The sequence below is a fragment of the Testudinibacter sp. TW-1 genome (assembly GCF_050613185.1).
Lineage (GTDB): Bacteria > Pseudomonadota > Gammaproteobacteria > Enterobacterales > Pasteurellaceae > Chelonobacter.
In genome coordinates this window covers 230,391-253,469 of record NZ_CP192511.1, presented here as the reverse complement: position 1 = coordinate 253,469, position 23,079 = coordinate 230,391, and the positions used below count along the sequence as shown (strand labels likewise).

Annotated in this window: 19 protein-coding genes; 16 read left to right on the top strand and 3 right to left on the bottom strand. The window is 47.1% G+C overall.

Going from position 1 to position 23,079, the window contains the following annotated elements; all coding sequences use genetic code 11:
- Positions 1-26: 26 nt before the first annotated feature.
- The 3 genes from dnaA to ACQ31U_RS01265 form a co-directional block, all read right to left on the bottom strand.
- Positions 27-1,388 carry a chromosomal replication initiator protein DnaA gene (dnaA, locus tag ACQ31U_RS01275; RefSeq protein ID WP_431053169.1) on the bottom strand — a complete coding sequence of 454 codons (1,362 nt, stop codon included), beginning with the start codon at positions 1,386-1,388 and terminating at the stop codon, positions 27-29.
- A gap of 106 nt (positions 1,389-1,494) precedes the next feature.
- Positions 1,495-3,627 carry a penicillin-binding protein 1C gene (gene pbpC / locus ACQ31U_RS01270; RefSeq protein WP_431053167.1) on the bottom strand — a complete coding sequence of 711 codons (2,133 nt, stop codon included), beginning with the start codon at positions 3,625-3,627 and terminating at the stop codon, positions 1,495-1,497.
- 12 nt (positions 3,628-3,639) lie between these two features.
- A complete protein-coding gene (locus tag ACQ31U_RS01265) occupies positions 3,640-8,832 on the bottom strand; it encodes an alpha-2-macroglobulin family protein (RefSeq protein ID WP_431053165.1) in 5,193 nt (1,730 codons plus the stop codon).
- Positions 8,833-9,094: 262 nt separating this feature from the next.
- Here ACQ31U_RS01265 and rpmH point away from each other — a divergent pair, with 262 nt between their 5' ends.
- The 16 genes from rpmH to ACQ31U_RS01185 all read left to right on the top strand — a co-directional run bounded on the left by rpmH (position 9,095) and on the right by ACQ31U_RS01185 (position 22,959).
- Positions 9,095-9,229 (top strand): 50S ribosomal protein L34, encoded by a 135-nt coding sequence (rpmH, locus tag ACQ31U_RS01260; RefSeq protein ID WP_084255372.1) that lies wholly within the window; start codon positions 9,095-9,097, stop codon positions 9,227-9,229.
- Positions 9,230-9,264: 35 nt separating this feature from the next.
- Positions 9,265-9,624, top strand: a complete 360-nt coding sequence (rnpA, locus tag ACQ31U_RS01255) for a ribonuclease P protein component (RefSeq protein WP_431053163.1) — start codon at positions 9,265-9,267, stop codon at positions 9,622-9,624.
- Positions 9,588-9,905 (top strand): membrane protein insertion efficiency factor YidD, encoded by a 318-nt coding sequence (gene yidD / locus ACQ31U_RS01250; protein WP_431053161.1) that lies wholly within the window; start codon positions 9,588-9,590, stop codon positions 9,903-9,905. The genes rnpA and yidD overlap by 37 nt, the downstream gene beginning before the upstream one ends.
- The gene (gene yidC, locus ACQ31U_RS01245; protein ID WP_431053160.1) at positions 9,905-11,524 is read left to right on the top strand and encodes a membrane protein insertase YidC; all 1,620 of its coding nucleotides are present in this window, start codon (positions 9,905-9,907) and stop codon (positions 11,522-11,524) included. The genes yidD and yidC overlap by 1 nt, the downstream gene beginning before the upstream one ends.
- Before the next feature lie 144 nt (positions 11,525-11,668).
- The gene (gene yhfZ / locus ACQ31U_RS01240) at positions 11,669-12,577 is read left to right on the top strand and encodes a GntR family transcriptional regulator YhfZ (protein WP_431053158.1); all 909 of its coding nucleotides are present in this window, start codon (positions 11,669-11,671) and stop codon (positions 12,575-12,577) included.
- 9 nt (positions 12,578-12,586) lie between these two features.
- Positions 12,587-12,988 (top strand): PRD domain-containing protein, encoded by a 402-nt coding sequence (locus ACQ31U_RS01235; protein WP_431053156.1) that lies wholly within the window; start codon positions 12,587-12,589, stop codon positions 12,986-12,988.
- Positions 12,989-13,069: 81 nt separating this feature from the next.
- A complete protein-coding gene (locus tag ACQ31U_RS01230) occupies positions 13,070-14,143 on the top strand; it encodes an alanine racemase (RefSeq protein ID WP_431053154.1) in 1,074 nt (357 codons plus the stop codon).
- Between the two features lie 12 nt (positions 14,144-14,155).
- Positions 14,156-15,382: a phosphopentomutase gene (locus tag ACQ31U_RS01225; protein WP_431053152.1), complete on the top strand. Its 1,227-nt coding sequence runs from the start codon at positions 14,156-14,158 to the stop codon at positions 15,380-15,382.
- Positions 15,383-15,760 (top strand): DUF2620 domain-containing protein, encoded by a 378-nt coding sequence (locus tag ACQ31U_RS01220; protein ID WP_431053150.1) that lies wholly within the window; start codon positions 15,383-15,385, stop codon positions 15,758-15,760.
- A 94-nt stretch (positions 15,761-15,854) separates the two neighbouring features.
- Positions 15,855-17,192, top strand: a complete 1,338-nt coding sequence (locus ACQ31U_RS01215; RefSeq protein WP_431053148.1) for a YhfT family protein — start codon at positions 15,855-15,857, stop codon at positions 17,190-17,192.
- Positions 17,193-17,205: 13 nt separating this feature from the next.
- Positions 17,206-18,069, top strand: a complete 864-nt coding sequence (locus tag ACQ31U_RS01210) for a phosphotriesterase family protein (protein WP_431053146.1) — start codon at positions 17,206-17,208, stop codon at positions 18,067-18,069.
- A gap of 29 nt (positions 18,070-18,098) precedes the next feature.
- Positions 18,099-19,190: an aminotransferase class I/II-fold pyridoxal phosphate-dependent enzyme gene (locus tag ACQ31U_RS01205; RefSeq protein WP_431053144.1), complete on the top strand. Its 1,092-nt coding sequence runs from the start codon at positions 18,099-18,101 to the stop codon at positions 19,188-19,190.
- Positions 19,191-19,302: 112 nt separating this feature from the next.
- Positions 19,303-20,664, top strand: coding sequence for a tRNA uridine-5-carboxymethylaminomethyl(34) synthesis GTPase MnmE (gene mnmE / locus ACQ31U_RS01200; protein WP_431053142.1), 1,362 nt, complete (start codon positions 19,303-19,305; stop codon positions 20,662-20,664).
- 31 nt (positions 20,665-20,695) lie between these two features.
- Positions 20,696-21,181 carry a GNAT family N-acetyltransferase gene (locus ACQ31U_RS01195; RefSeq protein ID WP_431053140.1) on the top strand — a complete coding sequence of 162 codons (486 nt, stop codon included), beginning with the start codon at positions 20,696-20,698 and terminating at the stop codon, positions 21,179-21,181.
- 102 nt (positions 21,182-21,283) lie between these two features.
- Complete coding sequence (locus ACQ31U_RS01190; RefSeq protein WP_431053138.1) at positions 21,284-22,234, top strand: bile acid:sodium symporter family protein; 951 nt, start codon at positions 21,284-21,286, stop codon at positions 22,232-22,234.
- On the top strand, positions 22,231-22,959 hold the full coding sequence (locus ACQ31U_RS01185) for a YwiC-like family protein (protein WP_431053136.1): 729 nt from the start codon (positions 22,231-22,233) through the stop codon (positions 22,957-22,959). Before ACQ31U_RS01190 ends, ACQ31U_RS01185 begins: the two co-directional genes overlap by 4 nt.
- Positions 22,960-23,079 lie beyond the last annotated feature (120 nt).

The window sequence follows — 23,079 nt, the reverse complement described above, 5'->3', positions numbered from 1 at the left end:
TCTTGTTTTCTTTTTATGTCGATACGTTATGCTGATAGCGTTCTAATTAAATTAGAGAAATCTTCTTGGATATTATTGTCTTTTTCGCGCAAATCCGCAATGGTACGGCAGGCGTGCAACACCGTGGTGTGATCGCGATCGCCGAAGGCTTTGCCGATTTCCGGCAGGCTGCGGTTGGTCAACTCTTTTGCCAGTGCCATTGCCAATTGGCGCGGGCGGGTGACCGAGCGTGAGCGGCTTTTGGATTTCAAATCCGAGACTTTGATTTTGTAGTATTCCGCCACGATTTTTTGAATGTTTTCAATCGTCACCAGCTTGTCTTGCAATGCCAACATATCTTTCAAGGCTTCGCGCACCAGATCAATGGTGATGTGTTCGCCTTTAAAATCCGACCAAGCGCGCACCCGATTCAGCGCCCCTTCCAGTTCACGCACATTGGTACGCAATTTTTGCCCGATAAAAAACGCCACTTCTTCCGGCAAATCCATACCGCTTTCTTCGGCTTTCTTCATCAGAATCGCCACTCGCGTTTCTAAATCAGGCGGTTCAATCGCAATGCTTAAGCCCCAGCCGAAACGCGATTTGAGGCGATCTTCGATTTTTTCGATCTCTTTCGGGTAGCGATCCGAGGTCAGAATAATTTGGTGGTTGCTTTCGAATAACGCATTGAAAGTGTGGAAAAACTCTTCCTGCGTGCCCTCTTTATTGGCAAAAAACTGAATATCATCGATTAGCAACGCGTCAAGATTGCGATAGAACTTTTTAAAATGATCAATTTTGTCGTTGCGTAACGCTTTTACCATTTCCTGCACAAAACGTTCGGAATGCATATACACCACTTTGGCATTCGGATTATCCGCCAGAATGCCGTTGCCGATGGCGTGCAATAAGTGGGTTTTGCCCAAACCGGTGCCGCCGTAGAGATAAAGCGGATTGGAATCGGAACTGCCCGGATTATCAGCCACTTTTTGCGCCACTGCGCGTGCCATTTGGTTGGATTTCCCCTCGACAAAATTATCGAAAGTATGTTTCGGATTCAGATTGCTGCGAAACGGCTTGCTTTCCTCCGCCGCTTTTGCGGCTTCGCCGGCGACCGCACTTTGCGCCGCTGGTGCACTGTGTTGCGGTTTAATCCCTTCAACCAGTTTGACTTTGAATTGCGGATTGGCGGATAAAAAACGCACCGTGTCTTTAATTTGGCTCAAATAACGATCTTGCACCCAACCGATTACAAAACGGTTCGGGGCATACAGCACCAACATTTCCTGATCTAAATCCGCCTGTAACGGTCGCAGCCAAGTGCTGAAATCGGTCGGCGATACTTTATCTTGTAAATGCGAAAGACAATCCTGCCAAAGGGAAGACACGGGGGACGCTCCAATAATCATTGAGTTTTGTTATGTTTGGGAATAGACGTAATCATACAATAAACCGCACTTAAGATCTTGAATCGATCGCTAAAAAACGAAAAAAAACTGCTTGCATTTTGCAGAGTTAATTTTTATCAACCGGTTGCGATTTCATTGGGGAAGCTGATCGAATTATTTTTACCCGATTTTCGCGTTTACTGTTTTCAACTTGGTTAAATCGCAGACTGAAATCGCTTTGCGCACTGTTGCCGTCGGCATCGATCACCACTAAACGATAACTGCTTTGTTGGGTTTGATTGTCATTTTGGCTTAACAAGTAACGCAGATCATTGCCTTGGTAAATCAGATGGTCATTCAAAAACCAGAGATAGGGCGGGGTGCCGCCGCTGATTTGCAGGGTGAGATCTTGCCGTTGCGGCAGCTCTAATCGGCTGTGATTTAACGGTGCAATAATCGACAAAGCCGATGTTTTTGTTGTTAAAGTGCGGTTTGAAGCGGGATGTTCGACGCGCTGCAAACGAGGCGGCAGTTTGCCGTGCTGAATGGCAAGCGGATAGCTTGGGGCGCGGTATTCACGCGGCGGATTGGGCAACAAGCCGATCACTTTACGCAGCAACGGAATCAGATCTTCCGCGCTGGCACGGCGAGTGGCGAATTTGCCGTCGGCACGTCCGCCCCATAACACCATGCTGTAATCGCGGGTGTAGGCGAACAGCCACTGATCGCGCCAGCCGTATGCGGTGCCGGTTTTAAACGCCACCGGTTCTTTGCCCCAAAATAACCGCCCGTTTTGATCTTGGTTTTGTTGCAGAATTTCCGTTACTTGCCAACAGCTTTGCGGCGAAGCCAACGGATTTGCACTTGCCATGCCGTAACTGCAATTTGCCAAAGTGCGGTAGAGTTGCAATAAATCCGTGCCTTTGATCCCGACGCCGCCTAAAGCAAGGGCGAGGTTGGGCTGCGCATTGGGCGGCAGATAGAGCGGCAGGCCATGCCGTTGCAGGTGGCTGTTGAAACGAAACGGATTGATCGCCCGCAGCAAACGCACCGCCGGTACATTGCGCGAGCGTTGCAAAGCGCTGGCAAGAGTGATTTCCCCTTGATAGGCGCCGTCGTAGTTATTCGGCTGATAGTTATCATCGACAATCGGCGTATCTTGAATCAGGGTGGTCGGCTGATAATTCAGCCAATCGAAGGCAAACAGGGTGATAAACGGTTTTAACGCCGAACCGGGGGAGCGGATCGCTTGTAGCATATCCACCTGCCCCTGGCGTGCGACGGAAAAAAAGTCCGCCGAGCCGACGTACGCTAAAAATTCGCCGCTGTGATTATCCATAATCGCCGCCGCCAAATTGCCGTTAGGGTGGCGTTGCGGCAGGCTGTGTTGTAACAGGCTTTCCAAACCTTGCTGTAACGGTTTGTCTAAACTGCTGCGAATCAGCGGCGCATTCGGCTGCGTGCGTTTGAGGCGATCGGTAAAGTGCGGTGCGGAAAACGGGAATGGGGTCGGATTGATTTCAAGCGCCTGCGCAACCGCATTTTGGTATTGTTCCTGCGTGATTTGCCCGAATGCGAATGCCCGTTGCAGCACGCGATTGCGCGCTTGCTTGGCTTGTTCCGGATAGCGCAGCGGATTGTAAAAGTGCGGTGATTGCGGCAGCGACACCAACCAAGCGGCTTCCGCCAGCGATAATTTATCCGCAGGTTTGTTAAAATAATAACGGCTGGCGCCGGCGATCCCTTCCAAATTGCCGCCCATTGGCGCAAGTTGCATATAGATTTGCAAAATCTGTTCTTTGCTGAAGTGCCGTTCCAACTGCCAAGCGCGAAACAGTTCGCCGATTTTGCCTTGCCAGTCGCGCGAATGCGGCATTAGCAAACGGGCGGTTTGCATGCTGAGCGTAGAAGCCCCCGACACGATTTTAGCGCTAGCCAGATTCTGCCCGGCGGCACGCGCAATCGCCAAATAATCAATGCCGCCGTGTTGGTAAAAACGGCGATCTTCGTAGGTAATCAGCAGGCGTAAATAATCGAGCGGCAGTTGTTCGGTTTCCAACGCCAAACGCCAATGTTGATCTGCCGACAAATAGCCGCGCAGCCATTCGCCGTTGCGGTCAGTGACGATGGTGGCGGTTTGTTGATAGCGCTGTAAATCCAGCGGAAACAGGCGGTCTAACAGACGGGGCAGGGCAAAAACCGATAGCACCGCAATCAATAACAGATATTGATTGCGGCGTGCGGTTAATGTTTTTTTCAACCAAGTGATCATCTAGGGTGCAATTACTACCGTCGCCGACGGCGTTTGTGCCCGGTATTGCGGTTGGTACATATTTTCCAAGCTCAACGCCGGCGCTTGCCAACTGCCGGTTTGTGCCGCACGCACCACGACTCGGTGCAGCAACTTGGTTTGATCTTTATCAAAGGTAAAGGCGGCTAAATGACGATCGTCACGGTTCTCACTGAAGTTCGCGATCAGCTGCGGTGCACCGTTTTCCGCTTCGTTCGGCGACGCAAACGGCATATTGTCGCTCAGTTTAAAACCGGCTGGCAGCGGATAAACCAACATCATGTCCGCATTGGTTTTCGGCGCGCTATCGGTTTTGGCGATGTCAAATTCCAATAATACCCATTGATTCAGTTTTAACTTGCTCGGATCAAGTTTTTTGCCTTGCAGATCATAATAGCTCAAGTTCAGCTTATAACCATTGCTGATATACGCGGCTTGTGTCGGCTCAATCCATTGATTCAGGGTAATAAAGGCGGCATTTTGCCCTTGATTGACCACGTCCACCGTCGGCGTTTTGTCTAACTGCAAGGTGGTTAGGCGGTCAAACCGCACTTTCTTGCCGTTAACCAACAACTCGGTTTCTTGTTGGGTTTGCGGCAATAACGTCGCCAGTTTGGCTAACCAATGCGCTTCTTGGGTGCTGAAATAATGGCTGGATTTCAGCTCGTTTAACAATGCCGACCAGACCGCACTTGTGGCTTTTTCCACGTTTGCGCTTAATTGCGCATCGGCAAGATTCAGCTGTTGTATCTGCGCTTGCAATTCATACAACAACACCATCGAATTGGCATAATCGCGCAATGCGCCGCCGTAGTTGGCATAACCGAAACTGACCGCTTGCGGCGCTTGCGCGATTTGCGCCAGTTGTTGCGCGGCTTTGCCGACTTCGCCTTGCTGAAGCAATCCGTTCAGAATAAACAGCCGTGCCGGATAAATTTCACTGCCTTCCGCCACTATCGGTAGCGCGCGCAACAGCGCGCCTTGCACCGATTCCCCGCTTTTCGCCAAGACATATAAGGCATAAGCATAGGCGGTGCTGTCAGCGGTGGCGCGGTTAAAACGACGGTAATCGGCATTGTTCACCGCTTGGTTGAGATAGCTTAAAGTGCGGTTGAGGGTGCTTTGTTGCGCCAGTTCCGTTTTGGCATTGAGCAGGAAATCGGCACTGTACGCCGTCAGCCACAGATCGCTGTCGTCATTGCCCCAAAGCGAGAAACTGCCGTCGCTCAACTGCAAATTGGCTAAGCGTAATTGCGCATTGTTAAGGTTATTTTTTCGTTGGCTTGGCTCAGGGTAGCGATCCGCAGCCAGTTGGTAACCGCCAATCAGGTTCTCCAATAACAGGTTGTTCCATGCCGCACTGGCGGTTTGTTCCACGCAACCGTAAGGGTAGCTCGCCAGATAATCCAACACTTCTTGTGGATCAAACGGCGCACGGTTCGACAAGGTGATTTTTTGCTTGAACAGCGCACCTTGGTTGGCGGCAAGCGGGGCGGATTGCCAGCTTGCGCCGCCGTTCAGTTGCGCCAAACTTAAGCGGTTAAACGGCAGCGCTGGTTTGCGCACGTCGGCAAAGCGTTGCAGTTTTTTCTCAATATCGCCGCTGATTTGCAGCTCGAATTCGGCTTTGCCGCTTTGCGTAACGGCAAAAGTGCGGTTCAGGGTCATCTCTTGCTGCGGTTGCAACTTGATGACTTGGCGGCTTTTGTTATCGCTGAATCGCACTAACGGATTGGCGCTCAGTTCCACATTCAGTTGCAGCGCTTTATCGCTGGTGTTGTGCAACCGCACTTTGGCTTCGCCTTGATCGCCGTTCGTCAAAAATAACGGGGTCATCAGTTGGCTGACCAGCGGTTCTTTGACGGTTAAGGTTTGTTCCGCCGTGCCGATTTGCTCGCTGTTCCAAGCAACCGCCATCACCCGCACTTTACCGTTAAATTGCGGTAGGGCAAGATCAAGTTGCGCTTTACCTTGTTGGTCCAATAGTATCGGTTTCGACCAATAGGTCAGCAAATCAATATCCAGTTCCGGCAATGCCATCGTGCCGATATCGCCGGCTTCATCAGCGCCCGCGCCACTGCGGATTGCCGCTTGCCGTGCTTTCAGTTGTTTGATCACATTGCCCCAGATATCGAACATCTCCAAATTCATCTGCTTTTTGCCGTAGAACGCCGTTTGCGGATCGGTAAAACTGGCTTTGGCGAGCTGATATAAACCCTCGTCAACCACCGCGACTTGCAACCAACTCGGTTGTGTCGCCTTGTTTTTCAGGCGGATTGGTAAATTAATGGTTTGGCTCGGCAGCACTTCGCTTGGCAGATCCAGTTGCAGATCCAGCTTGATCGCCGTTAAATCATTGCCTAACCAATGCAAACCGACCGCACGCAGATTTTGATTTTCGTTTGGGTTTTCATTCCAGCCGTTCGCCAACAACCAAATGCCTTGCGCCCAGTCATCTTGCCAGTTAAATTCCAGTTCGGCTTCGCCGTTTTTGAAATTCAGCTGATGATTTTCAAGGATTTCACGCTGTGCCAGTTTGACGCTGAGCGGTCCGTCGAACGGCGCACGCAACCGCACTTTGACTTTTTCACCGTTTTGATAGCGGGCTTTGTCGCTGCTGATTGAAATGGTATCCGGCGCATTGTTGATGTTCGGTTGTGTCCAATTGCCGTATTCAAGCGGCAATGACGCCGCGGTCAGGTGATTTTCACCCTGCACTTCCAGCACCCAGCTACCGTCGTTAATCGGTAATTCGAGACGATTATTGCCATTGGCGTTGATATTAATTGTGCCTTGTTGTGCCAAAGTGCGGTTTTCATTGATGTTGTACTGCCAGTAACCGCCGCTGTTCGACCAATACCAGTTGTAACTGACCCGATACAGTTTCCAATTCAGAGTACCGTTTTGCGGTTCGCCGTTATCGTTAATCAAGGCAATTTCAGCGAGGCGATCATTGACTTTTAACGCCGCATACGGTTGCGCACGTTGGATCGGCAGTTGCAGTTTGCTGCTGACTTCCTGTCCGTTCGGCTCGATTACCGTACTTTGCAGGTTTAACTGTAACGGTTTGCTGCTGCGCGGCATATTATCCAACGCTAGCGAGAATTGGCTTTGTCCGTTGGCGTTGGTATGCGGCAAACTTTCGTTTTGTGAAATCGCATTGATTTTTTCATCGAATAAGCCGATTTGCCAATCTTGCCAGCCGTTAATCGGCTTGTCAGTTGGTTGCACTTGCCAGTTTATATAACCGCTTTGTCCGCTTGCCGGCGCCCCGTAGAGCCAATCGGCTTGCACGCTGAAAAGTGCGGTCTGATTTTGGGTTAATTGGGCGGTTGCCGCTCGGGTTTTCACTTCGATTTGCTGTGGCAGAATCGCAGCGACCGGGAGGGTATGCTGTGCCAAATAGCCCTTGCCGTCTTTGGCAAGCGATAGGGTGAGTTTCCAGCTGCCTAACCGCACTTCGGGTCTGAATGCTTGCTCAAAATAATAAGCGCCATTGGCGTGCGGTTTCAGCTCGGCCACGGAAAAGGTTTTGCCGTCGGGGCGTTGCAAAGTCGCCCAAATCGAGGCGGAATGGAACGGCTTGCCGTCCGGAGTTTTGAATAACATCATACCATTGGCAAGATCGTTCGGACGATAGACGCCACGGTCAAACCAGATCCAACTCTGCATTAACGGATTTTCCAACTCGCCGGACAAGCCTTTATTTGATAAATCAATACTGTTGTCGATTAAATCCAAATACCCTAAATGCGGTTGATCAAGGCTGATCACATGGCTCGGTTGCGCGCCTTGTTGTCCGCTGACGGCGGCTTGTGCGAAAAACGCCACGCCGTTGCGATCGGTTTTGGCGGTGGCGAGAATGGCATTATCTTTGGCGTATAGGGTCAGCGTTTGTCCGGTCAGCGGCTTTTTGCTGTCTAAATCCCGTACTTCCACCCATAAGCCTTGCGGGGTTTTATAGGCGGTGAAGCCTTGGGTGTTTAAGGCAAAGGCAATATTCGTGGTATTATAGTCGTCACCATTTTGTTTGGCACGTAAGACATAGAATCCTGCTTTCAGTTCAGGACTCAGATCGTCCAATAAAATATTGTTGTTCGCGGTTTTGTTCGGTTCGGCATTCTCCACTCGGAAATGCCCGTTAAACAGCAGGCGGGCGTTATCTTCCAGTAATGAATTCACCGTCCATGAATAGAATGAATTCGGGGTGGCAATCAATTCACGGATTCGAGAGTTGGCCAAGTTATTGGCGGGAATCTGCCATAATGCCAAATCCACCTGTGATACATTGGCGGTTTCTAACGTGAGATTGCGTTCGCCGTAGGCATTAAGCAGCGTGCCGTTATTGGCAAAACGCAACACCGGTTCCCGTTGTCCGGTGGATACTTGTGTTTTGATCAGACGCTCGTTATCGGTGTCGTTGCTCAAACGTAAATGATATTCGCTTTGCAGTTTCGGATCGATTTGAATTTGGTAATCTTGTCCCCATTCGCCGGTAAAACAGAGTTGATCGCCGCGATATTGCCATTGCAGCTTGCTGTGATCGCTAACCGTCAGGAATTGCTGCCAGTTTTGCAACGGCTCGGGATTGACCACTTGGCTGAAGCTTAGGCAAACTTGGGGTAAATCGGACGACTGATCCACATTCACCCGTTGCAGATTAAAACCATAATTAGTAACAAACTTCCGCCATGCTTTTTCACTGGCAACCGTATTGTGCTGCGAGACCCAGCGTTGAAAACGGGTGTAGGCAAATTCGGTATTGTCTTGTCCGTCATAAATTAAGGCTTGGTTAAAATCGTATTGTACGGTGGCGTCAGGATTATTTCGGCTATATAAATAGAAATAAGGAATTTTTGTGTTGCCGTACAGGCGGTTATCAGCGAGTTTAAACAGTAGTTGATTGAAGGCTTGTTTGTCTTTCAGATTGGCATAACTCAGTGCGGCATTGGGATTGATTCGCGCTTGCCCGGCGGCGTGTTGGTACAATTCGCTCAGCTGTGTTTGATCGAATTGTTGATATAAACCGGACTGTGGCGCTTGGGCTAAAAAGGCGTCAATTTGTTGAATCAATTGCTCGGCGGATTGCTCAAGTGCGGTGTTGTTCCATTTTGCCGCTTGGGCGGAGATCGGCAACAGTGAGATGAATAAGGCGGAAAATAATTTTTTCATCATCAATCCTCGTGTTGAAGTATTGAGGTGATTATCGGCGATTTACTAACCTGTGTAAATCAGTTTAAATTCGGACATTGGCTTGCGGCAAATAAATTCCCGCTTTTTGTGAATCTAAAATTGACTTATCCGCCGTTTGCGATTAAAATTCCGTTCCTTATTTTTGGGTGGTCGTCGTAAAGTCTTTCTTTGAAGAGGGAAGGAGAAGAGCGATGCCTGAAGTATCCTTGAGAAACCTTTATTAAATAATAAGTAGAGATTAGTTATGAAACGTACATTTCAACCATCAGTATTAAAGCGTAGCCGTACTCACGGTTTCCGCGCACGCATGGCAACTAAAAACGGTCGCCAAGTGTTGGCACGCCGTCGTGCAAAAGGTCGTAAGCGTTTGTCTGCTTAATAGACAACGCTTAATTGACCGCGCTAATCATTTCCGTGATTAAGCATCAATTTCTTCGGGAATCGCGCTTGCTGGTTCCCGAACAATTCAAAACCGTTTTCCAACAGCCTGTCCGCGCAAGCCGTCCCGAAATCACCATTTTAGCCAGACCCAACCAACTCGGTATTCCGCGTTTAGGATTAACCGTTGCTAAAAAGCACCTGAAACGTGCGCACGAACGCAATCGGATCAAGCGCCTTTGCCGTGAATATTTCCGTTTGCACCAACATCAATTGCCGGCAATGGATTTTGTGGTGGTGGCGCGAAAAGGTATCGGGGAATTGGATAACCGCACTTTAACCGAGATTTTGGATAAATTATGGCAACGTCATCGTCGTTTGGCGCAAAAATCCTGATTGTTTTGATTAAAGGTTATCGCCTGGGTATCAGTCCGCTACTCGGACCGCGCTGCCGTTTCAATCCGACTTGTTCACAATATGGGCTAGAGGCGATCCGAACGCACGGGGCAGTAAAAGGTGGTTGGCTTACGCTGAAACGTGTATTAAAATGTCACCCTTTAAGTGCGGGCGGCGATGACCCCGTGCCGCCGAAATATTGTGATGGAAAACACGGCGACGCAACAAGCCGTACGCATTCGATATCTGACCAATACACATCTAACCGAAGAGAAAAATAATGAATTCAAAACGCAGTTTACTAGTTATTGCTTTACTGTTTGTCTCGTTTCTGGTGTACCGGCAATGGCAAATTGATTATGTGTTGCCAAAACCGGCGCCGGCGGAAACCACAAACGTAAATAACGGCAGCGACACGCCTTCAGCGTCAGGTTCAACCGCAACGGTGGACACGCAAACCACAGGGCGGATTATCAGCGTGGAAAATGATGTCTTAAGTCTGAAAATCGACACCTTGGGCGGGGATGTGATTGATTCCGATTTGTTGAAATATGATGAAACATTAAACTCCGATACGCCGTTTTCATTAATGCAAAGCGATAATAACTTAGTGTACATCGCACAAAGCGGTTTGATCGGCAAAAATGGGATCGATACTCCGGCGGGGCGTGCGCAATATCAAATCAGCGGCGACAGCTTTAAACTGGCAGACGGACAAGATCAAATCCGAATCCCGCTCACGCTGGAAAAAGACGGCGTGCAAGTGATCAAAACCTTCACCTTAACCCGTGGCAGCTATGCGGTGGATGTGGATTACCAAATCACTAACCAAAGCGGACAAGCGATTGAGTTGCAGCCGTATGCGCAAATCAAACACAGCCTGATTGATGTTTCCAGCAACTTAGCCATGCCGACTTATACCGGCGGTGCCTATTCTTCTTCTGAAACCAATTACAAAAAATACAGTTTTGAAGATATGCAAAAAGCCAATCTGGCGGTGGCGACCAAGCAAGGTTGGGTCGCGTTGTTACAACACTACTTTGTGACGGCGTGGATTCCGGATCAACATGCGGATAACCAACTGTATACCAGCACCAATAAAGACTTTGCCTTTATCGGTTTCCGTGCGCCGACCGAAGTGATTGCCGACGGGGCAAGCCAAACCGTCAGCAGTAAATTGTGGACCGGTCCGAAACTGCAAAACCAAATGGAAGCCGTGGCGCCGAATCTGGATTTAACCGTGGATTACGGCTGGGCATGGTTTATTGCTAAGCCATTGTTTAAATTACTACAATTTATCCAAAGCATTGTATCTAACTGGGGCTTGGCGATTATCGGCGTCACCATCGTGGTGAAAGCGATTTTGTATCCGCTGACCAAAGCACAATACACCTCCATGGCGAAAATGCGTATGCTGCAACCGCGCATGCAAGAACTGCGCGAGCGTTTCGGTGACGACAGACAGCGCATGAGCCAAGAGATGATGAAAATGTACAAAGAGGAAAAAGTGAACCCGTTAGGCGGCTGTTTGCCAATCCTGCTGCAAATGCCGATTTTCATCGCATTATACTGGACATTTATGGAAGCGGTCGAATTGCGCCACGCGCCGTTCTTCGGCTGGATCCAAGACTTATCGGCACAAGATCCGTATTACATTCTGCCGTTATTAATGGGCGGCTCGATGTTCCTGTTGCAAAAAATGTCACCAACCCCGGTTGCTGACCCGACGCAACAGAAAATCATGATGTTTATGCCGGTTATCTTCACCGTATTCTTCCTGTGGTTCCCGGCCGGTCTGGTATTGTACTGGTTGGTTTCCAACGTGATCACGATTATCCAACAACAGTTGATCTATCGTGGTTTGGAGAAAAAAGGACTGCATTCGCGCGGTAAGAAATAATCTAATCAAGTAACGAATTGATGAAAAGGCGTTCTGAGCAGAACGTCTTTTTTTATTCTTTTATTTCATTTTGTGAGTCAGTTCATGTTTTTTATTTTTATTACCCCTTATAATCTTCAAAAAAATGAATTCTCTGTATAAAAAATGATTGATACTGATTTTATAAAAAAAGATTACATTGCGCTTTTCCAGTTGGCGCAGTATTTTTTAAATATTGAGCAGGGACAACGTATAGAAACGATCAGCCGGCTGTCGGAGCAGTTTGGTATTTCTGTCGGTGTAATCCAAAAAGCATTAAAAACCCTAGAAAGTAACCAGTTTATCTATTTGGAACGAAAAGGCTGCCAAGGTTCTTATTTAAAAAATATTAACCCGCATCAGTTGGTAACATTATTAAATATTTCAAGTTTAGTTTGTGTGATGCCGTTACCCTATACGAAATTATATGAAGGGTTAGCCAGCGGACTTAAGTTGCAATTTGAAAATATTCCGCTCTATTTTGCGCATATGCGCGGTGCCGAAGCGAGATTAGAGTGTCTCTATAATGGGATTTATGATCTTGCCGTGAGTTCTCACTTAGCCTGTGAACATTGGTTGGAACAGGGTAAATTAGAGATTTTGATGAGGCTGGGAGCAGGTTCTTATGTGCAGGAACATGGGCTGATTTGCCGTGATGAGCCAGAGAATACATTAAAGAAAATCGGGGTTGATATCCGTTCACCCGATCAGTTGAAGCTCACTGAATGGTATTTTGCCGGGCAAGCGATAGAGATTGTCCCTATTACGTATAACAACAGTTTTTCGCTGTTAAAAAATCATATTATTGACGGGGTGATTTGGAATATTGGTGATAGAAATGATTTTAAAAAACATCATTTGACATTTAAACCGCTTAAAAATAATGAGCTGTTTAATCGTGCGACAGAAGCGGTAATTTTAATTAAAAAAGGGAATGAAAAAATTAAGCAACTATTTCATTTGTATGCAGATCGTGAAACTATTTTGCAACATCAACAGTTAGTGGTGAATGAAAAAATAGAGCCGTCATATTAAGGACGAATTATGCAACGATTTGAGATTTTATACCGAGCGAATATGATTGATAAATGCGTTTTACATATTATTTCGAAGATTCGCCAATGGCTATTGCAATCGGAAATCGATTGCCAAACGCCCCAAGTCGAAATGTTATTAACACATCTTGCCATGGCATTAATGAGAATTCGTCAGAATAACATTGAAACAATCGGTTTAGATGCTGACAGTATGCAAGAAATTCAATCCAGTGAGATATACCCGCAGTTACTTGATTACCATCATAATATGTTAGCCTTGATTCAATCTGAATTGCCCGATTTGGTTATTCCTGAATCGGAAAACAGTTATCTGATTGCGAATTGGTATAGCCTTAGCTTAGCTCAAGCTAATTGTTTTAGGCTAAATCTTCAAAAAAATGAGGATTAAAGAATGTTTATTCATGCTTTAAAAAAGCAGAATCCACGATTGCTTAGTAGTGCGCTCAGTTTATGGAAGAAAGGAGTGGTTTTGCCGGATAGTTACATTATTGATGTCGGGCAGGTCTTACGCAATGGCGAAAAATTGCTTAGTTGCGCTAAACAATATGATATTTCACTTTATTTGATGGCAAAGCAATTTGGGCGGAATCCTTATTTATCACGGCGTTTATTGGAGTTGGGATTTGAGGGAATGGTCGCAGTGGATTATAAAGAGGCGCGCCAGTATTACTCGCATCAGTTGCCGGTTTCTCACCTCGGACATTTGGTGCAAACGCCGACAGCAATGCTGAAACAGGTATTAGAGCATCAGCCTGAAGTTATTACGGTTTATTCACTTAAAAAAGCACAGCAGATAGCAAAAATCGCAGCGCAGTTGGGGAGAATACAATCGCTTTTGATTAAAGTGTGTTCAGATGGAGATGTTTTCTATCCCGGACAAGAAAGTGGTATTTATTTGTCGGATTTAGCCGATTTTGTCGAGCAAGTTAAGCAACTGGCTTCCGTTAAAATTGTCGGTGTGACCCACTTTCCCTGTTTATTATTTGATGAAAGGCAGCGGAGATTAGCGGCAACACATAATTTTCATACGTTAATTAAAGCAAAACGGATTTTAGAACAATGTGCGATTCGTGTAACGCAAATCAATGCGCCGTCTTCGACTTGCATTAACGGGCTTCCTTTATTAGCTAAAATGGGGGCAACTCATGCAGAACCCGGGCATGCTTTGACCGGAACAATTCCGTTAAATGTGCAGGGCGATCAACCGGAAGTCGTTGCAATGTTGTATCTCAGTGAAATTTCACATCAATTTGACGGTAACTCCTATTGTTTTGGCGGTGGTTATTATCGACGCGGAAATGCGCAATCGGCACTTGTCGGCGAGGATTTAAGTACAACCGCACTTTTGCCTTTTGCCAATGACAATATTGATTATACCTTGCCGCTACAAGGACATTTTTCCGTCGGCGAGCCCGTCATTATGTGTTTTCGTAGCCAAATTTTCGTGACGCGCAGCGATGTTGTTTTAATCGATCATCATAGCAGTGGCGAGCCTTATGTTATTGGTGTTTATGACGGTTTGGGCAATCCGATTAGTCGGTAACATGGGGGCAAAATGGATAAAAAGTTTATTGTACTTGTGATTGATAGCTTTGGTGTGGGGGAAATGCCCGATGTGGCGGAAGTTCGCCCACAAGATATTGGTGCAAATACTTGTGAGCATATTCTGCAACAAAGCCCGCAATTACATTTGCCGATGCTGGAAAAATTGGGGTTGATGAATGTGCTGGGTAAGTGTTATCCGCCCATGACATTTTCACAAAGTGCGGTTTATGGTACGGCGTTATTGCAACATCAAGGTGGTGATACCTTTATGGGACATCAGGAGATTATGGGAACAAAGCCGAAGCAGCCCTTAATCGCTCCTTTTAGTCAGATTATTGAGCAAGTTGAATGTTGCTTAATAAAACGGGGTTATCAGGTCGAACGTATTATTCATGAGGGATTAGCGCTGCTGTGGGTGAATTGCCACATTGCGATCGGCGACAATTTAGAGGCGGATTTGGGGCAGGTCTATAATATTACCGGCAATATTAGTGCGGTCGGCTTTGATACCATTCTTGACATTGGCAGAGCGGTACGAAAAATTGCCAAAGTTGGGCGGGTGATTGCATTTGGCGGTTTATTGCAAGATAGCAGAGCTATTCTCGCGGCAATTGAGACGAAACAAGGAAAATATATTGGCGTGAATGCGCCAAAATCAGGCGCGTATGACAGTGGGTTTCAAGTTGCGCATCTTGGTTATGGCGTTGAGGCGAAAGCACAGGTTCCATATCTGTTACGGCAACAAGGCATTCCGACGGTATTAATCGGTAAAGTCGCTGATATTGTTGAAAATAGCGGGGGTATCAATTATAGGCAATTGGTTGATTCGGATGAAATCCTCGCTTTCACCCTAAAACATGTGCAACAGCGTGGCAGTTGTTTTATCTGTACCAATATTCAAGAAACGGATCTGGCAGGACACGCACAAAATGTGGCGCGCTATGCGGATCGCTTACAAGTGGTCGATCATTGGCTTGAGAAAATTATGGCTGCGATGAAGCCACAGGATTATCTCGTGGTATTGGCGGATCACGGCAATGATCCGACTATCGGGCATAGCCGGCATACCCGGGAAAAAGTACCGCTATTGCTTTATCGACAGCAGCAACAAGGGCATTACCTTGGTGAACGTGCAACATTATCTGATGTCGGTGCGTCGGCATGTGATTTTTTTGCAGCGCAAACCACGGAAAATGGAACATCATTCCTTATCGATTGCGTGCAATCAGGAGGCTAAATGAAAATTGTAGTAGGTGGACAAATTGAAAAAGAGGCATTGGCAGTAGCATTAGCCGATGAATTCATGAAACAAGGACGAGTTGTTGAAATTGCCGTGTTGAATGATATCGAAGCGGCAATGGCAATTCAGTCCGGCAACGCTGATTACTATTTTGGGGCTTGTAATACCGGTGGCGGCGGCGCTTTAGCCATGGCGATTGCTATTCTAGGGGCCGGGCGTTGTGCCACATTGGGTATGCCCGGCAAAATCTTATCAGATAGTGAAATTGCAGAAGCGGTACATTCAGGCAAAGTCGCATTTGGTTTTACGGCACAGGATATTGGCGGTATTGTGCCCCTTGTGGTCAGCTTGTTAGTTGCAAAAAACGGGGCATGATAATGAACGAAAGAGACAAATATTGACATTCAGGTTTGTGGTCATGTCCTGATAATCAATTCTGTCTTTCAGACCGGAGTTGAAGGAGTAACCTATGGAAATTTTAACTAAATTAATGGAAATTCCATTACAGCATTTGATATTGATGGCGGTTATCGGGGCAATTTCCGCTATGATGGCAAATCGCAGTATTGCGGTTTTTCACGACGGATTACGTCCGTTAGTACCTGAATACGTCGAAGGGCGAATGAGCAGAAAAGCCCTTGCAGCGACCAGTTTTGCACTCAGTTTTGGTTTGGTGATTGGCTTTGGCATTCCCTTTTCGCTTACTGCACCGATCATTCTGGTTCATAGCTTGTTATTGGGTACAGATGTTATCGGAACATGGACACCGGACAATCGCAAAGGATTTATCCTTTCCGGGGTTTTAGGCGCAATATATGCACTTGGATTAATGGTCGGTTTAAAATCGGTAGTGGAATTGTTTGCGATGATGCCGGTGAATTTTATTAGCTCCCTGAGTAAAGTCGGTGATCCGATTATTGCCTGTTTTGCTATTTTCCCGGCATTGGTTGTGTCTTATCAATATGGTTATAAAAAGGGCATTTGGGTTTTAATTGCTACTATTATCGGTTATGCCTTAACCAAATCATTTGGTGAAATTCAGTTTAGCGATGAAACCTTGAAGCCGGTGAAAATCGATCCGAACGGGGTGGCGTTGCTCTTTTCAATGATTGCGATGTTTTATTTTGCAATGCGTGAAAAAGCAAAACCTTTGGCGGACGGCGAAAAAGGCAGTAATGAAATGTTACTGGGTTTATTCTCTGAACGTGTAAAACGTATTCAAAAAAATTGGTTGCTTCTTTCATTAAGCGGTGGTTTAACCGCAGTGGCGGCAACCATGTCATTCAGCTTATTAGCCGAAGGTCCGGTGTCGCTACAATTAATGGCGCAAGATCAGCAAACCAGCGCAACCTTAGTTTCATTGGCAAGGGCGATCGGCTTTATTCCGCTTGTCGGCACAACGGCAATCGCAACCGGCGTTTATTCTCCTGACGGTATGAAATTTGTTTTTGTGGCAGGGTTGGCGTTAGATAATCCGATTTTAGCCTTTATTGCCGGTGTGGTGATTATGTTGGCAGAAGTGCGGTTTTTAGCGCAACTTGCGTTGTGGTTAGATAAATATCCCGGCGTAAAAGCCTGTGGCGATCATATCCGTACCGCCATTACCAAAATGCTCGAAGTATCTTTGTTGGTCGGCGGTATGATCGCGTCCAATGCGATTTTGCCGGGCATGGGCTTTATGATTGTTGCCGGAATTTACTTGCTTAACCGCACGTCAAAACGTCCTTTGGTCGAGATGGCAATTGGACCGGTCGCCACGATTATTGTTGGAATTGTTGCCAATGTCTTAAGCCTCGTTGGATTGTAATAAGGGGGAGATAATGGGCTACACCTTAATGCACGAACACATTTATTTGGATTTATCGAAAGTCAAAAATAATGATGATTGTCTGTTAGACCGTTTTGAGTTAATGATTGAAGAGTTTAACTATCTGAAAACACTCGGAGTTGAGCGTATTGTTGATGTTACCAATATCGGCATGGGGCGAAATATTCCGTATGTGGAACAGATTCAGCAGCAAAGCGGTCTTGAGATTGTTTCTGCAACCGGTTGTTATAAAGCCCCGTTTTTGCCTGATTGGTTTTATCGGCAAACCACCGAGCAAATTGCTCAACGCTTTATCGATGAAATTGAGCAAGGCATTGAAAATAGCGGGCGTAAAGCCGGTATTATCGGTGAAGTGGGAAGTGGATTTGAGCGGATTAGTCCCGATGAATACCGTTTATTACAAGCGGCCGCACTTGCGGCGCTGGCTACCGGTAAATGCGTGACAACGCACACATCATTAGGGCGCTTCGGCGAGGAACAATTAGATTTATTCGTGCAAATGGGGCTGAGTTCAGAACGTGTTATCATCGGGCATACCGATTTAGCCGGTGATCGGGATTATTTATTCCGTTTGTTAGACCGGGGGGCTTATGTTGAATTCGATACGATTGGAAAGTTAAATTATCAGTCGGACGAACTTAGGGCTGATTTATTCAGTCAGGCTGTCAAGTGCGGTTATCGGCAACAATTATTACTTTCAATGGATATCACGCGCAAGTCGCATTTGAGAGCAAATGGGGGCATTGGTTATGCTTATTTGTTCGAACGGTTTATCCCGTTATTATTTGAACGCGGGGTGGCGGAAGCGGATATTGAAATTATTTTACAGCACAATCCAAACCGTATTTTGCAATAGAACAGCAATAAATTGAGGGAGGATAGTAAATGAAAACATTTCCGCTTCAAAGCCTGACGTTATCCCAAGCGATGCAAAAGCAGTTTGATTTGGTTGCGGCAATTACACGGCATTTTACCGACGGTGAATTTTTACTTGGGGCCGATCTCGGATTAAAGTGCGGTTTTAATCAACCGAGAACCACCTTTCTTGTTGAAAAAGCGATAGCCGACTTTTTTCAAGCCGAAGCGGCGGTTTTAGTACAGGGTGCCGGTAGCGGCGCAATCCGAGAAGGCTTAGCCGCATTATTAAAAGCCAACCAACGGATTTTAATCCACACGGCGCCGATTTATCCAACGACGAAAACCACGTTTGAACGGATGGGATTAGAGGTTGTTGAGGCTGATTTTAATCAGCTTGATCAGTTTCAAACGGCATTGGAATATTTCAAACCGCATGCCGTGTTGGTTCAGCATACACGGCAACAACCACAGGACCGTTTTGATTTGGCGCAGATCCTGACATTTTGTCAGGAAAAAAAGATTCCGACCTTGGTTGATGATAATTATGCAGTGATGAAAGTGATGAATATTGGCTGTGAATTAGGAGCAACCCTGTCCACATTTTCCAGTTTTAAATTATTCGGACCGGAAGGTGTCGGCGTTGTTGTCGGCGATTCAGCCGCAATCACAAAAATTCGGCAATCGCACTATTCAGGCGGTTGTCAAATTCAGGGGCATTTGGCTATGGAAGTATTGCGAGGCTTGGTTTTTGCGCCGGTGATGCAAGCGGTTCAGGCACAGGTCAATGACGAATTGGTTGCACGGCTTAATAACGGGGTTATTCCACAAGTAAAATCGGCATTTTTAGTCAATGCGCAATCAAAAGTATTGATTGTCGAATTTTTTGATGAAATTGCTGAACAGGTATTACAAATTGCGACTCGGTTCGGCGCCCTGCCTTATCCTGTCGGTGCGGAATCAAAATATGAAGTTCCGCCATTGTTTTATCGGGTTTCCGGCACTTTCCGCCAATCCGATCCTTCGTTAGAAAAACGAATGATCCGAATTAACCCGAATCGTGCCGGAGCAGAAACCGTATTAACGATTTTAAAACAGAGCTTATCGGCGTTGTCGGTATAAAATAGACTTCAATTAAATTGAAAATCTGTTATCTTTATCGCTAAAATTTAGGCTGAAACCGCACTTTTATAGTAAAAGTGCGGTTTGTTCTATTTTGTTGCAAGGAATGACTATGACCAAAGAAACCATTGTTGCCCAAGCCACTGCGCCCGGGCGGGGCGGAATCGGGATTCTGCGTGTTTCGGGGCCGAGAGCGGTTGAGGTGGCGCAGGCGGTGTTGGGCAAATGCCCGAAGCCGAGAGTGGCGGATTATCTGCCGTTTAAAGACAGCGACGGTACGATTTTAGATCAGGGCATTGCGCTGTATTTTCAATCGCCCAATTCATTCACCGGCGAAGATGTGTTGGAGCTGCAAGGGCATGGCGGGCAGGTGGTGTTGGATCTGCTGCTGAAACGCATTTTGCAGTTGGGCGGCATTCGCATTGCACGCCCGGGCGAGTTTTCCGAACAGGCGTTTTTAAATGATAAACTGGATTTGGCTCAGGCGGAAGCGATTGCCGATTTAATCGACGCCTGCTCGGAACAGGCGGCACGTTCGGCGTTGAAATCGTTGCAAGGGGAATTTTCCAATAAAGTCAATCAATTGGTTGATGCGGTGATTTACCTGCGTACCTACGTTGAAGCGGCGATTGATTTTCCCGATGAAGAAATTGATTTTCTCGCCGACGGCGTGGTCGAAGGACATCTGAATCAAATTATTCAGCAATTAAACGGGGTGCAAGCGGAAGCGAAGCAAGGCTCGCTGTTGCGAGAAGGCATGAAAGTGGTGATCGCAGGGCGCCCGAATGCCGGCAAATCCAGTTTGCTGAATGCCCTTGCCGGACGCGAGGCGGCGATTGTAACCGATATTGCGGGCACAACCCGTGATGTGTTGCGTGAACATATCCATATTGACGGTATGCCGCTGCACATTATCGATACCGCCGGGCTGCGCGAAGCAACCGATGAAGTGGAACGGATTGGGATTGATCGCGCTTGGACGGAAATTGAACAGGCGGATCATGTGTTGCTGATGATAGACAGTACCACCACGCAGGAACTGAATCCGCATAAAATTTGGGCGGAATTTATCGAACGTTTGCCAAGCACAATGCCGATCACCGTGATTCGCAATAAAGCCGATTTGAGCGGCGAAGCGGAAGGGGTTGAACAACACGACGGTTACACCATTATCCGCTTGTCGGCAAAAACCAAGTGCGGTATTGACTTGTTGCGCGATCACCTGAAACAGTCAATGGGCTATCAAACCGTGACCGAAGGCGGCTTCTTGGCTCGCCGTCGCCATTTGGAAGCCTTGTCTGCGGCAAGTGAACACTTACAACGCGGGCATATCCAACTGACCCAATTTCACGCCGGGGAGTTGTTGGCGGAGGAGCTGCGCATGGTGCAAGACGCTTTAAGCGAAATCACCGGACAATTCACCTCCGATGATTTGCTGAGCAATATTTTCAGTTCGTTTTGTATCGGTAAATAACGCGCTTGCAAACTAACTTGGAGGAGGAACCATGCTGACATTCAGACAGGCGGCCATGGCGGATATTGATCGCTGCTTTGCCATTGAAGCGAGCGCTTATGCGGCAGATGAAGCTGCGACGCGTGAAAAGATTGCACTCCGGATCGCACAATATCCTGATGGTTTTCTATTGATGGAAACGGAGAATGGGATTATCGGTTTTATTAATAGCGGGTGTGCCGAAGAGGTGGTGATGTCCGATGAGCAGTTTAAACAGTTGATCGGGCATGATCCGGCGGCGCCGAACGTGGTGATTATGTCGGTGGCGGTGGATCCGTGCTATCAGGGTCGCGGTTATGCGGCGCGCTTAATGCGGCAGTTTATCGAGCTTATGCGCAGCCGGCGAAAACGGGCGATTTATCTGATGTGTAAAGCGCAATATATCACGTTCTATGAAAAATTCGGTTACCGCTACCTCAAACCGTCAGCCTTCAAGCACGGTGGTGTACTATGGCATGAAATGCTGTTAGCGCTTTAGCCGAGGGCAAAAGCATTGGCGGAAAAATTCCTCTTAGTGAGAATTGAAATCATCTGAAAGTTTTGTTATGGTCAATTTCTTTCCATTTCAAGAGATTTTTCCATGCAAGTCTTACGCAAATTAAATCATTTTATCAGCAAAACCTTCGCCGTTTGGGTGTTGTTATTCGCTTTTTTGGCTTTCCAATTTCCCGCATATTTTGTCCCTTTTGTCGCCTATATTCCGTATTTATTGGGAATCGTGATGTTTGGCATGGGAATTACGCTGACTTTTAACGATTTCGGCGAAGTGGTGCGCCATCCGAAATCGGTTGTCATCGGCGTGCTCGGTCAGTTTGTGATTATGCCGGCGATCGCTTTCGGTTTGGCAAAAGGCTTTGCCTTGCCGACCGATTTGGCGATTGGCGTGATTTTGGTCGGTTCCTGTCCGGGCGGTACTTCGTCCAATGTGATGACCTATCTGGCGCGCGGCAATACCGCACTTTCGGTCGCTTGCACCACGGTTTCAACCCTGCTTGCCCCGATTTTAACGCCAGCGGTGTTTTATGTTTTGGCAAGCCAGTGGCTGGATATTGATGCCGGCGCGATGTTTGTGTCAGTGTTGAAAATGGTACTGTTCCCGATTTTCTTGGGCTTGGTGGTGCGTGCATTGTTCAAAAAGCAAATGGCGCAACTGAGTCAAAGTATGCCGTTGTTGTCCGTGATTGCGATTGTGTTGATTTTGTCGGCGGTGGTGGCGGTCAGCAAAGATAAAATTATCGAATCGGGGTTGATTATTTTTGGGATCGTGGTGCTGCACAACGGGTTAGGCTACTTGATTGGCTTCTTCGCCGCCAAATTGTTCAAGCTCAGCACTTATGACAGCAAAGCGGTTTCGATTGAAGTCGGTATGCAAAATTCCGGTTTGGGGGCGGCGTTAGCCAATGCGCATTTTAATCCGCTGGCGGCGGTACCAAGTGCGGTCTTCAGCTTTTGGCATAATGTTTCCGGTCCGATTTTGGCGACATTTTTCGCCGCGTTAAAAGAGAAAAAAGCCAACGTAGACGCAAAATGAAACTATTGATTTCCAACCAACACGGCGCAATCGTGATGGCGCTGTTGCCGTTTTTATACGGCATGCTGTCATCACCGACGGTCATTTGGCAGCACGCTTTTTTGTTATTGGCGTGGGCGTGTTTGTACCTGTTCACTTATCCGTTTTTTAATCTGTTTAAAGGGCGGAATTTGGCACAAAACCGCACTTGGGCGATCGGTTACGGGCTGACCGCACTTTTATTTTCTGTTCCCGCATTATGGCATAATTGGCAATTGCTCTATTTTTTATTGGCAATGCTGCCGTTTGCTTTGTTGACGGTTTATTACGTCAAACAAAAAAACGAGCGCGCGTTGGGCAATGATTTGGCGGCGATCGTCATTTTCGGTATTGCCGGCATGGCGGCGTATTATTTTGCCGACCGCACTTTTGATCCGCAACTCGCACGGGTTTTCCTTTATCCGAGTTTGTTTTTTGTCGGCACGACGCTGTATGTCAAAAGCATTCTGCGCGAGCGCAAAGATCCGCGTTATCTACAAGCCTCGATCATTTTTCATGTATTGTGTGTGTTGTTAATCGCGTATTTTGATTGGCAAACCGCACTTTGCTTTGTCCCCGCCTTGCTGCGCGCCGTCATCGTCCCGTTATGGGTAATGCCGCGTAAACGGCTGAATCCGAAGCAAGTCGGGCTGATTGAAATGGGGATTTCTTTTTTGTTTTTATTTGGATTGTTGTTAGTCGGGTGATTGGGTAAAGTGCGGTGTAAACGGCACTTCAGGCTGATGACAAAGTCTCTTTTCTCATAATTTCCCTCCCTCCGTATACGGAGGGATGTGTCCGAAGGATGGAGGGAGGCATAAATCAGT

Excerpts from the sequence above, each read along its gene's own strand:
- dnaA (WP_431053169.1), bottom strand. The coding sequence starts at position 1,388 with ATGATTATTGGAGCGTCCCCCGTGTCTTCCCTTTGGCAGGATTGTCTT.
- ACQ31U_RS01265 (WP_431053165.1), bottom strand. The coding sequence starts at position 8,832 with ATGATGAAAAAATTATTTTCCGCCTTATTCATCTCACTGTTGCCGATC.
- rpmH (WP_084255372.1), top strand. The coding sequence starts at position 9,095 with ATGAAACGTACATTTCAACCATCAGTATTAAAGCGTAGCCGTACTCAC.
- yidD (WP_431053161.1), top strand. The coding sequence starts at position 9,588 with ATGGCAACGTCATCGTCGTTTGGCGCAAAAATCCTGATTGTTTTGATT.
- yidC (WP_431053160.1), top strand. The coding sequence starts at position 9,905 with ATGAATTCAAAACGCAGTTTACTAGTTATTGCTTTACTGTTTGTCTCG.
- yhfZ (WP_431053158.1), top strand. The coding sequence starts at position 11,669 with ATGATTGATACTGATTTTATAAAAAAAGATTACATTGCGCTTTTCCAG.
- ACQ31U_RS01235 (WP_431053156.1), top strand. The coding sequence starts at position 12,587 with ATGCAACGATTTGAGATTTTATACCGAGCGAATATGATTGATAAATGC.
- ACQ31U_RS01225 (WP_431053152.1), top strand. The coding sequence starts at position 14,156 with ATGGATAAAAAGTTTATTGTACTTGTGATTGATAGCTTTGGTGTGGGG.
- ACQ31U_RS01220 (WP_431053150.1), top strand. The coding sequence starts at position 15,383 with ATGAAAATTGTAGTAGGTGGACAAATTGAAAAAGAGGCATTGGCAGTA.
- ACQ31U_RS01215 (WP_431053148.1), top strand. The coding sequence starts at position 15,855 with ATGGAAATTTTAACTAAATTAATGGAAATTCCATTACAGCATTTGATA.
- ACQ31U_RS01210 (WP_431053146.1), top strand. The coding sequence starts at position 17,206 with ATGGGCTACACCTTAATGCACGAACACATTTATTTGGATTTATCGAAA.
- ACQ31U_RS01205 (WP_431053144.1), top strand. The coding sequence starts at position 18,099 with ATGAAAACATTTCCGCTTCAAAGCCTGACGTTATCCCAAGCGATGCAA.
- mnmE (WP_431053142.1), top strand. The coding sequence starts at position 19,303 with ATGACCAAAGAAACCATTGTTGCCCAAGCCACTGCGCCCGGGCGGGGC.
- ACQ31U_RS01195 (WP_431053140.1), top strand. The coding sequence starts at position 20,696 with ATGCTGACATTCAGACAGGCGGCCATGGCGGATATTGATCGCTGCTTT.
- ACQ31U_RS01190 (WP_431053138.1), top strand. The coding sequence starts at position 21,284 with ATGCAAGTCTTACGCAAATTAAATCATTTTATCAGCAAAACCTTCGCC.
- ACQ31U_RS01185 (WP_431053136.1), top strand. The coding sequence starts at position 22,231 with ATGAAACTATTGATTTCCAACCAACACGGCGCAATCGTGATGGCGCTG.